This window comes from Streptomyces sp. (assembly GCF_031181555.1).
Classification (GTDB): Bacteria; Actinomycetota; Actinomycetes; order Streptomycetales; family Streptomycetaceae; genus Streptomyces; species Streptomyces fimbriatus.
The window spans coordinates 25,983-36,039 of sequence record NZ_JAPSKQ010000054.1 but is presented as its reverse complement, the minus strand read 5'-3'; the positions used below and the strand labels follow the sequence as shown (position 1 = coordinate 36,039).

The following is a 10,057-nucleotide window of genomic DNA, read 5'->3' as shown; positions in this document are numbered from 1 at the left end:
TCTCCGCGACAGGGCCTAGTTGTGCCGCTCGACCAGCACCGCGCTCCCCTGTCCCACGCCCACGCACATCGTCGCCAGCCCGCGCTCCGCGCCGGTGCGCCGCATGCGGTGCAGCAGGGTGGTGAGGATGCGGGCGCCGGAGCAGCCCAGCGGATGGCCCAGGGCGATCGCGCCGCCGCTCGGGTTGACCAGGTCGGGGTCGATGCCGAGCTGGTCCACACAGGCCAGGGCCTGGGCCGCGAAGGCCTCGTTGAACTCGGCCTCCTGGATGTCGCCGACGGCCCAGTCGGCGCGCGCCAGCGCCTTGCGGGTGGCGGGTACGGGGCCGATGCCCATGACGTCCGGGTGGACGCCCGCGGAGGCACCGGCGACGTAGCGGCCGAGCGACTCCAGTCCCAGCTCGTTCAGGGCCTCCTCGCTGACGAGGATCAGTCCGGCCGCGCCGTCGTTCATCGGGGAGGCGTTGCCCGCGGTGACCGAGCCGCCCGCGCGGAAGACCGGCTTCAGCCGGGCCAGCTTCTCGATCGAGGTGTCCTCGCGGATGCACTCGTCGGCGTCGACGACCATCCCGTCCGGGCGGCTCACCGGCAGGAGTTCGTCGTCGAAGTGGCCGTCCTTGCGCGCGTCGGCGGCCCGTCGGTGGCTGCGCAGGGCGAACTCGTCCTGGCGCTCGCGCGTGATGCCGTACCGGGCGGCGACCTCCTCCGCCGTCTCGCCCATGGACAGCAGGCCGTGGAGGTCCTTCATCGCGGGGTTGACCAGCCGCCAGCCGAGCCGGGTGTCGGCGGTCTCGATGCGGTGCGGGAGGGCCTCGTCGGGGCGGGGCAGGACGAAGGGGGCGCGGCTCATCGACTCGGAGCCGCCCGCGATCACGATGTCGGCCTCACCGGCCGCGATGGTGCGGGCGGCGGTGGTGACGGCCTCCAGTCCCGAGGCGCACAGCCGGTTGACCGTGGCGCCGGGGACGGACTCGGGGAGCCCGGCGAGCAGCGCGGCCATGCGGGCGACGTTGCGGTTGTCCTCGCCGGCCTGGTTGGCGGCGCCCCAGTAGACGTCGTCCACGCGGGCCGGGTCCAGCGCGGGCACGTCGGCGACCAGGCCCCGGATCACGGCTGCGGCGAGATCGTCGGGTCGTACCGTGGAGAGGGCTCCGCGCAGTTTGCCGATGGGGGTGCGGCGGGCGGCCGCGAAGTGGACGGGACGCACGAGGAGGACTCCTGACCAGATGTCTGGGGCTGTGCGGTGACCGGCGGCTCATTTAGCTAGCACCGCTAGTTTCGGACTATAGACCGCCGGGCGGCTCCCTGGGAAGATCCCGGGGACCGCACCGACTCCGCCCGGAGGTTCCATGCCCGACATCCGCGAGCACGTCCTCACCGGCACCCGGGGCACGATCACGGTACGCGAGTGGTCCCGCTGCGCTCCCCGGTACCTCGCGCTCGTGGCGCACGGCTACGGGGAACACATCGGCCGCTACGCCGGACTGGCCGGCGTGCTCGTCGCGCACGGGGCCGTGGTGGCCGGCCCCGATCACATGGGCCACGGCAGGTCGGCGGGCGAACGGGTGCTGATCGAGGACTTCGAGGACGTGGTCACCGACCTGCACTCCGCCGCCGGACTCGTGCGGGACGCCCACCCCGGCCTGCCGGTCGTCGTGATCGGCCACTCCATGGGCGGTCTGATCGCGGCCCGCTACGCCCAGCGGTACGGCGCGTCACTGGCCGCGCTGGTGCTGTCCGCGCCCGTGATCGGCACCTGGGAGCTGCCGGGGCGGCTGCTGGCCCTCGACGAGATCCCGGACACCCCGATCAGCCCGGCGGCGCTCTCCCGCGATCCCGCGGTCGGCGCGGCGTACGCGGCGGATCCGCTGGTCTGGCACGGTCCGATGAAGCGGCCGACGGTGGAGGCGTTCGCGCGGACGCTGGAGAGCGTCGCGCAGGGCGGCGACGTCGGCCCGCTCCCGCTGCTGTGGCTGCACGGCGACGACGACCGCCTGGTGCCGCTGCCCGGCAGCCGCGCCGGAGTGGAACGGCTGAGCGGCGGCCGGCTGACCGAGCGCATCCACCCCGGCGCCCGGCACGAGGTGTTCAACGAGACGTGCGGTGCGGCGGCGTTCGACGACCTGACGCGCTTCCTGGACGACGTTCTCGCAGGCCGAGACGATTCTGGCGGCGGCCGGGCCGGGTTTGTTCCGGAGGGGCGCGGGCACCCGCGCGTTCAAGGAGTGGTTGCGGAGCGCCGCCGGCGCGGGTGAGGAACCCGAGCGTTCTTCCGCTTCGGCGAGGCGCCGCTCCGTAAGGCCGCCGACACATCGAGGAGGAACAGCACCCATGACCGTTGTGAGGAGCACTCTGCCCGACGAGGCCCGGCGGGTTTCCTGCGAGGCCCTCCAGGGCACCCTGGTGGACCTGCTCGGGCTGTCGCTGATCGGGAAGCAGGCGCACTGGAACGTCGTGGGTCCGCGCTTCCGTTCGATCCACTTCCAGCTGGACGAGGTGGTCTCGGCCGCGCGCGCCCAGTCCGACACGGTGGCGGAGCGGGCCGCGGCGCTCGGCGTGCCGCCGGACGGCCGCCCGGAGACCATCGCCAAGGTCTTCTCCCTGCCGGCCCCGAAGGAGGGCTGGCTGCGCGACTCGGAGGCCGTTCAGGTGATGACGGAGGCGCTCGGGGCGGCGATCGCGCGGCTGCGCGAGCGCATCGACGCCACCGAGAAGGCGGACCTGGTCACCCAGGACCTGCTGATCTCGATCACCGCGGAGCTGGAGAAGCAGCGGTGGATGTTCGAGGCGGAGAACTTCCCCGGCGAGTCCTGACCGCCGCCGCACCCGCACCGAACGGGCCGGCGCCCGGCATCCGCGTCCCCGCGCGGACCCGCGCCCGGCCGGAGCACGGACGCATGTAAGGGGCACACCATGAGCGACGCCCTCGACATCGACGCGCTGTGGGAGGACTTCCACCGCGTGGTGAACATGACCTCGGCGGAACTCGCGGCCTGGCTGCGGGTGCGCGACGCCGACGAGCGGACGGAACCGCTGCCGGAGCAGGCGGGCACCGAAACCGGACAGCACGTCCTCGCCATCCTGCAGAAGCGGCGCACCGACCTCACCGAGGACGACCTGCGCGTGATGGAGGAGGTCGTGGACACCGTCACCGCGCAGACGGACCTGGAGAACGAGCCCGCCGCCGAGGACACCGGCCGCCGGCACCGCCTGATGACGCTCGGCCACGACCCGCTCAAGGCGTAGCCGTGCCCGGCCGCGACGAGCGGGTCGTCCGCGCGCTCGTCGCCGCCCACGGCCGGACGTACGCGGAGGACGCGGGCATCCGGCTGAAGGACACCCCGCAGCCGCTGTACCGGCTGCTGGTGCCGGCCCATCTGCTCAGTGCCCGGATCCGCGGGTCGATCGCCGTGGCCACCGCCCGTGCCCTGCACGAGGCGGGGCTGCGCGATCCCCGCCGCATGGCCGGTGCCGACCGGCAGGAGCGGGTGGACGCCCTCGGCCGGGGCGGCTACCGCCGCTACGACGAGCGCACCGCGACCCAGCCGGGCGACGCTGCCGGGTTGTTGACCGATCGCCGGGGCGGCGACCTGCGCAGGCTGCGCGCGGAGGCGGAGGGCGGGGTCCCCGAACTGCGCCGTCTGCTCCAGGAGTTCCCCGGTGTGGGACCGGCCGGTGCCGACATCTTCCTGCGCGAGGTGCAGCGCGTCTGGCCCGAGACCGCCCCCTGCCTGGACGCCAAGGCGCCGCAGGGCGCGCAGCGGCTGGAGCTGCCGCGGGACCCGGACCGGCCGGCCGCCCTCGCGGGGCGGACCGAACCGGCCGTCCTCGCGGCCGCGTTGGTGCGGGCGGCGGTCGACAAGGACGTGGCCGAGGACGTGCTGAGCCGGGCCGTAGCCGGACCCGGAGCGCTCCGCTCCCTCGCCCCTCCCCTCTTCCCGGTCCCCTCATTCCCGGGACAACGTGATCATCACGCGGCACAATGACCGGTACGGCCGGACGCGGCCGTACCGGCAAGGGAGAGGGAGAGACCGTGAGTGAGAGCCACACCCCGCCGAGCGGCTCGGCGAGGCTGAACACCGGTGTGGCGCACAACGCGCGCGTGTGGAACTACTGGATCGGCGGCAAGGACAACTACGAGGTCGACCAGCAGGTCGGCGACCACGTCGCCTCGATCATCCCGATCATCCGGGACATCGCCCGGGCGGACCGGGAGTTCCTGGGCCGGGCGGTGACGTACCTGGTCGGCGAGCGCGGCGTGCGGCAGTTCCTCGACATCGGCACCGGGCTGCCGACCGCCGACAACACCCATGAGATCGCCCAGCGGATCGCGCCCGACGCGCGGATCGTGTACGTCGACAACGACCCGATCGTGCTGGCGCACGCCCGCACCCTGCTCACCGGCACCCGCGACGGCGCCACCGACTACATCGACGCCGACGTGCACGACCCGGACGCCATCCTCGAGCGGGCCGCCGACACGCTGGACCTCACCCGGCCCGTCGCGGTGATGATGCTGGGCATCCTCAACTTCGTCCTCGACACCGACGAGGCCCGCGACATCGTGCGCCGCGTCATGGCCGCGGTGCCCTCCGGGAGCTTCCTCGTCCTCACGCACCCCACCTTCGACCCCGAGGTCGGCGGCGAGGACCAGGTTCCCGCCATGAAGTTCTGGAACGAGAACGCCACTCCCCCGATCACGGCCCGCGGCGCCGCGGACATCGCCGCGTTCTTCGAGGGACTGGAACTGGTCGAGCCCGGCCTGGTGTCGTGCTCGCAGTGGCACGCCACGTCCGGCTCCGCCGTGGTGCCCCAGTACGGCGCGGTGGCCGTGAAACCCTGACGGGAACGGCGTCGTGCCGTCCTACGGCGACACGGCGGGCGTCGACCGGGTGGAGACGGTCCCGACGGCCCGCCTCCCGGACTCCGGACGCGGCGGCCGGACGGAGGGGAGCCGGTCGCAGGAGGTGCGGGGCGGATGCCCCCACGAGCGAACCGCTGAAAGTATGATCAAGCAATGTCTGACATGACCGAGACCACGCCCGGTTGGCTGTCCTCCGACGATCTGGAGATGGCGCGCGCCCGCATGCCGATCCTGTACGTCGAGGCCGTCCCCGTGCGCGTGGACGACAGCGGCGAAGTCACCAGCGTCGGCCTGCTGCTGCGCATCGGGCCCGACGGGACGGTCAGCCGGACTCTGGTCTCCGGCCGGGTGCTGCACCACGAGCGCGTCCGCGACGCCCTGCTGCGCCATCTGGAGAAGGACCTCGGACCGGTGGCGCTGCCCCGCGTCCCGGCCTCGCTCCAGCCGTTCACGGTCGCGGAGTACTTCCCCACCCAGGGCATCACCCCCTTCCACGACCCCCGCCAGCACGCGGTGTCGCTGGCCTACATCGTGCCGGTGACGGGTGACTGCCGGCCCCGGCAGGACGCCCTCGACCTGGTGTGGTTCAGCCCGCAGGAGGCCGTGTCGCAGGCGGTGCAGAGCGAGATGCCGGGCGGGCACGGGGTGCTGCTGAAGCAGGCGCTGGCGCACGCGGGCTGCGCGGTCTGACCACGGCCGGAGGGCCCTCGCACGAGGACCCTCCGGCCGTGGTGTCAGGGGCCGCCCGTGCCGTCCGGGTGCGTGAGGTTCGCGCCGGTCGACGGGTCGAAGACATGGGCCTTGCCCATGTCGACCCGGAGGTCCACGGGCGCGCCCTCGCGGGCGCGGGTGGCGGCGTCCAGCCGGGCCACGATCTGCGGGGCTGCCCCGGCGCCGGTGTCGCGCACGCCGGAGTCCGTGGCGAGTTCCTCCAGTTCGGCGGTCGTCACCGGCCCGCCCTCCGCGCTGAAGTAGACGTACGCGTCCGAGCCCAGCGACTCCAGTACGTCCACGGTGACGGTGATCGCGGGGCCGCCCGCCTCGCGCGCCAGGCTCGCGTCCTCGAAGGCCTCCGGACGCAGCCCGACGATGACCTCGCGGGGCGCGTTCCGCCGTTCCAGCACCCTGCGCACGCGGTCGTCGAGCGGCAGTTCGCCCAGCGGGGTGCGCAGGACGCCGCCGGACAGGGAGGCGTTGACGAAGTTCATCGCCGGGGAGCCGATGAAGCCGGCGACGAACAGGTTGCGCGGCATGTCGTAGAGCTGGGCGGGGCTGCCGATCTGCTGGACCAGGCCCTGCCGCATGACCACGACCCGGTCACCGAGGGTCATCGCCTCGGTCTGGTCGTGGGTGACGTACACGGTGGTGGTGCCCAGACGGCGTTGCAGCCGGGAGATCTGGGTGCGCATCTGCACCCGGAGCTTGGCGTCCAGGTTGGACAGCGGCTCGTCCATCAGGAACGCCTTGGGGTCACGGACGATGGCCCGCCCCATGGCCACCCGCTGGCGCTGGCCGCCGGAGAGGTTCGCGGGCTTGCGGTCCAGGAACTCGGTGAGGTCGAGCACCCGGGCGGCCTCCTCGACCTTGCGGTCGACGGTGGCCTTGTCCACCTTCGCCAGCCGCAGCGGGAAGCCCATGTTCTCGCGCACGTTCATGTGCGGGTACAGGGCGTAGCTCTGGAACACCATGGCGACGTCGCGCTCCTTGGGGGCGAGGTCGTTGACGACCCGGCCGCCGATGCGCAGGGTGCCCTCGGTGATGTCCTCGAGCCCGGCGATCATGTTCAGGGTGGTGGACTTGCCGCATCCGGACGGGCCGACCAGGATCACGAACTCGCCGTCGGCGATGTCGAGGTCCACGTCCTTCACGGCGAGGGATCCGTCGGGATAACGCTTGGTGACTCCCTCGAGGACGATCTCGGCCATGGGTGGTGCCTCCTTGCCTTCGGGCCTGCCGGATCCGGGGTGGTGCGGGACGGCTCGGTGCGGCCGGTCATCCCTTGACCGCTCCGGAAGTGAGTCCGGCGACGATCCGCCGCTGGAAGAGCAGGACGAAAACGATGATCGGGACGGTGATCACCACGGCGGCGGCGGCGATCGACCCGGTGGGCTGCTGGAACTGTGAGCTGCCGGTGAAGAACGCGATCGCGGCGGGCACCGTGCGCGCGGACTCGGTGGACGTCAGTGAGATCGCGAACAGGAAGTCGTTCCAGCAGAAGATGAACACGAGGATGGCGGTGGTGAACACGCCCGGCGCGGCGAGCGGCACGATGACCAGCCGGAAGGCCTGTGCGGGTGTGGCCCCGTCCACCTTGGCGGCCTTCTCCAGGTCCCAGGGGATCTCCCGGAAGAAGGCCGACAGGGTGTAGATCGCCAACGGCAGCGAGAAGGTCATGTACGGGATGATCAGCCCGAGCCAGGTGTCGAAGATGCCGATGATCCGCTCGATGTCGAACAGCGGGGACACCAGCGAGATCGGCGGGAACATGGCGATCAGCAGGGACATGCCGATGAGGACCTGCTTGCCGGGAAAGCGCAGCCGGGCGACCGCGTAGGCGGCCATGGTGCCGAGGATCACCGCGATCACGGTGGCGATCAGGGCGATGCCGATCGAGTTGACGAGCGCCCGCGTGAACTCGGCGGTCCGGAAGATGCCCCGGTAGTTCTCCCAGGTCCAGTCCCGGGGGAAGTAGTTGCCGTCGGAGAGGGTGCTGGGGTCCTTGAACGACAGCGCGGCGATCCACCACACCGGGAACAGGGCGTACAGCACCACCACGACGTTGACGACACCCCATCGGGTGGCATGCGTCTTGCCTGCGGCGGCCATCAGCGCTTCACCTCCGCGCCCGGTGCGGCGGCGCCGAACAGTTTGACGAAGGTGAAGGCGATGATCCCGACGCAGAGGAAGATCAGGACCGAGATCGCCGACCCGATGCCCAGGTTCAGCGCGGTGAACAGGTTGTCGTAGCCGAGGATGGACAGGGAGCCGGTGCCGTGGGCGCCCGAGGTCAGGACGTAGATGTTGTCGAAGATCCGGAACGCGTCCAGCGTGCGGAAGAGCAGCGCCACCAGGATGGCCGGCTTCATCAGCGGCAGCATGACCTTGATGAACCGCTGCCAGGGGGTGGCACCGTCCACCATGGCCGCCTTCAGGGTCTCCTCGGGGACCAGGGCGAGGCCGGCGAGCAGCAGCAGCGCCATGAACGGGGTGGTCTTCCACACCTCGGCGAGGATGATCAGCCACAGCGCGGGCCACTGCTCGGTGAGCGGGGCCTCACCGCTGGGCAGCAGTTCGGCGAGATAGCCGAGCTCGGGGGTCCAGGCGTACTGCCAGGAGAAGGCGGCGACGACGGTGACGATGCCGTAGGGGATGAGGACCGCGGTGCGGATCGTGCCGCGCAGGAAGAGCGTGCGGTGCATCACCAGGGCGAGCCCCATGCCGAGGACCAGTTCGACGGCCACCGACACGGCGGTGACGAAGAGCGTGACCCAGAAGGCGTCCCACCAGTACGGGGAGGACAGCACCGCCCCGTAGTTCCTCAGCCCCACGAACTCCGCCTGCGCCGGGAAGCGCAGGTCGTAGCGCTGGAGGGACAGGTAGACGGCGTAGCCGATGGGATAGGCGGTCACGGCGAACATGACCAGGACGGCCGGTGCGCACAGCAGCCAGCCCAGGCGCCGCTCCTGCTTGGCGCCGGCCGAGAGGGCCGCTCGGCCCTTCCCCTTCCGTCCGTTCCCTCCGCTGCGCCCGGACCGCGTCCCGCCGGACGGCGGGGGGCCGGCCGGGTCCGCCATCGTGCTCATCTCGGACCGCCCGGGCGGAAGGCCGCCCGCGGGCCGGCGGGGTGCTGCGGGAGGTGGTGGTTCACGGGATCACACCCTCGGATCGCAGGGCCTCGTCGATCTGCTCCCCGATGGTGCCGACGGCCTTCTCCGGCTGGATCGCGGACGGCGGGGACAGTGTGTGGGAGATGACGATCGACACGTTCTGGTAGGCGGGGGTGAGCGGCCGCACGCTCCCCGACTCCAGGGCGGCCAGCACCTCCTCGGAGAAGGGGTACGCCTCCCTGAACGCCGGCTCGTCGTACAGGGCGCGCAGGGTGGGCGGCAGCCCGCCCTCGAGTGCGGCGGTGAGCTGGTTCTCCCGGTTGCGCAGGCACAGGGCCGCCTCGAAGGCCAGGTCGGGGTGGCGGGAGTGGGCGCTGACGGCCAGGTGGTTGCCGCCGACGGTGGGCCGGGCCGGGCGGCCGGCGTCGACGCGGGGGTAGGGCGCCCAGCGGAAGTGCCGGAACAGCCGCGGGTTGTTCGCCTTCATGGACGGATAGACGAACGGGTAGTTCAGTTCGAAGGCCGCCACCCCCGACTCCATGGCGAGGCGGTTCTGGTCCTCCATCTGGTTGGGCAGGGACGGGTCCGCGGCCGGCGAGTCGGCGAGGTCCCGCATGATCGTGGCGGCCCGCACGGCCGGCGGGCCGAGGGAGGGCTCGGTGGCGCCCGGGTCGAGGATGGAGCCGCCCGCGCTGTTGACCAGGGTGTTGAACCAGACGGTCAGGCCCTCGTACTGGGCGCCCTGGATCTCCACGTAGTGCGGTTTGCCCTGCCGGGCGAGGCCGCGGGCCATGTTCAGCATCTCGGACCAGGTCCTGGGCGGGGTGGGCACCAGGTCCTTCCGGTACCACAGGAGCTGGGTGTTGGTGTTGTACGGGACGGCGTAGAGCCTGTCCTTCCAGGTGGCGGTCCGCAGCGGGACGCGCAGGGTTCCCTCGGTGGCCCGCCGCTTCGTCTCCCCCGTCCACTCCCGGATCCAGCGGGCCTCGGCGAACTCGGCGGCCCAGGTGACGTCCAGGCCCAGGATGTCCATGGAGTCGTCCTCGGCGGCGAGCCTGCGCACCAGCTGCTGGCGCTGGCCGTCGGCACCCCGGGGCAGCTTCCGGTAGCTGATGCGGTAGCGGCCGCCCGACGCCTCGGTGCAGCGGTCGGCGGCCCTCTGCAGGGCGCCGGAGTCGTCGGGGAAGTTGTACCAGTCGAGGGTGGGACGGCCGCTGTCCTCGTCGCCGCCGCAGGCGGCGAGCGCCGATGCCAGCAGAGTCAGCGCGACCAGCGCCCGCGTCCGTCGCACCACGCGCTCCACACCTCGCTTCCGGGACGGCGGCGCGGGTGTCGGACCCCGCGGCTGTGCCTACCCGGCGACGTTA

At 72.1% G+C, this 10,057-nt stretch carries 11 protein-coding genes; 6 read left to right on the top strand and 5 right to left on the bottom strand.

The genetic code is table 11. The features are described 5' to 3' along the window. Window positions 1-15: 15 nt before the first annotated feature. Window positions 16-1,206, bottom strand: coding sequence for a thiolase family protein (locus RIM90_RS14115; RefSeq protein WP_309061028.1), 1,191 nt, complete (start codon window positions 1,204-1,206; stop codon window positions 16-18). A gap of 142 nt (window positions 1,207-1,348) precedes the next feature. On the opposite strand from RIM90_RS14115, the gene RIM90_RS14110 reads away from it, so the two are divergent. The 6 genes from RIM90_RS14110 (at window position 1,349) to RIM90_RS14085 (ending at window position 5,553) form a co-directional block, all read left to right on the top strand. Next, window positions 1,349-2,254, top strand: a complete 906-nt coding sequence (locus RIM90_RS14110; RefSeq protein WP_309061027.1) for an alpha/beta hydrolase — start codon at window positions 1,349-1,351, stop codon at window positions 2,252-2,254. Window positions 2,255-2,330: 76 nt separating this feature from the next. Beyond that, entirely contained in the window at window positions 2,331-2,813 is a 483-nt protein-coding gene (locus tag RIM90_RS14105; RefSeq protein WP_309061026.1) for a DNA starvation/stationary phase protection protein, read from the top strand. 99 nt (window positions 2,814-2,912) lie between these two features. Continuing rightward, window positions 2,913-3,245, top strand: a complete 333-nt coding sequence (locus RIM90_RS14100; RefSeq protein ID WP_309061025.1) for a DUF3140 domain-containing protein — start codon at window positions 2,913-2,915, stop codon at window positions 3,243-3,245. Between the two features lie 2 nt (window positions 3,246-3,247). After that, on the top strand, window positions 3,248-3,985 hold the full coding sequence (locus RIM90_RS14095; protein ID WP_309061024.1) for an endonuclease: 738 nt from the start codon (window positions 3,248-3,250) through the stop codon (window positions 3,983-3,985). A 47-nt stretch (window positions 3,986-4,032) separates the two neighbouring features. Next, window positions 4,033-4,842, top strand: a complete 810-nt coding sequence (locus tag RIM90_RS14090; RefSeq protein WP_309061023.1) for an SAM-dependent methyltransferase — start codon at window positions 4,033-4,035, stop codon at window positions 4,840-4,842. Window positions 4,843-5,016: 174 nt separating this feature from the next. Beyond that, on the top strand, window positions 5,017-5,553 hold the full coding sequence (locus tag RIM90_RS14085; protein ID WP_309061022.1) for an NUDIX hydrolase family protein: 537 nt from the start codon (window positions 5,017-5,019) through the stop codon (window positions 5,551-5,553). Between the two features lie 44 nt (window positions 5,554-5,597). Here the strand turns inward: RIM90_RS14085 and RIM90_RS14080 are convergent, their stop codons facing one another. From RIM90_RS14080 to RIM90_RS14065, 4 genes are all read right to left on the bottom strand, one after another. Then, a complete protein-coding gene (locus tag RIM90_RS14080; protein ID WP_309061021.1) occupies window positions 5,598-6,788 on the bottom strand; it encodes a sn-glycerol-3-phosphate ABC transporter ATP-binding protein UgpC in 1,191 nt (396 codons plus the stop codon). Window positions 6,789-6,855: 67 nt separating this feature from the next. Next, complete coding sequence (locus RIM90_RS14075) at window positions 6,856-7,689, bottom strand: carbohydrate ABC transporter permease (RefSeq protein ID WP_309061020.1); 834 nt, start codon at window positions 7,687-7,689, stop codon at window positions 6,856-6,858. After that, window positions 7,689-8,666, bottom strand: a complete 978-nt coding sequence (locus RIM90_RS14070) for a sugar ABC transporter permease (protein WP_309061019.1) — start codon at window positions 8,664-8,666, stop codon at window positions 7,689-7,691. The genes RIM90_RS14075 and RIM90_RS14070 overlap by 1 nt, the downstream gene beginning before the upstream one ends. Window positions 8,667-8,727: 61 nt before the next feature. Beyond that, complete coding sequence (locus RIM90_RS14065; RefSeq protein ID WP_309061018.1) at window positions 8,728-9,984, bottom strand: ABC transporter substrate-binding protein; 1,257 nt, start codon at window positions 9,982-9,984, stop codon at window positions 8,728-8,730. Window positions 9,985-10,057: the final 73 nt, after the last annotated feature.

Bases quoted from the DNA above. Each gene is read 5' to 3' on its own strand.
- RIM90_RS14085 (WP_309061022.1), top strand. From the start codon at position 5,017: ATGTCTGACATGACCGAGACCACGCCCGGTTGGCTGTCCTCCGACGAT.
- RIM90_RS14070 (WP_309061019.1), bottom strand. From the start codon at position 8,666: ATGAGCACGATGGCGGACCCGGCCGGCCCCCCGCCGTCCGGCGGGACG.
- RIM90_RS14080 (WP_309061021.1), bottom strand. From the start codon at position 6,788: ATGGCCGAGATCGTCCTCGAGGGAGTCACCAAGCGTTATCCCGACGGA.
- RIM90_RS14105 (WP_309061026.1), top strand. From the start codon at position 2,331: ATGACCGTTGTGAGGAGCACTCTGCCCGACGAGGCCCGGCGGGTTTCC.
- RIM90_RS14100 (WP_309061025.1), top strand. From the start codon at position 2,913: ATGAGCGACGCCCTCGACATCGACGCGCTGTGGGAGGACTTCCACCGC.
- RIM90_RS14075 (WP_309061020.1), bottom strand. From the start codon at position 7,689: ATGGCCGCCGCAGGCAAGACGCATGCCACCCGATGGGGTGTCGTCAAC.
- RIM90_RS14110 (WP_309061027.1), top strand. From the start codon at position 1,349: ATGCCCGACATCCGCGAGCACGTCCTCACCGGCACCCGGGGCACGATC.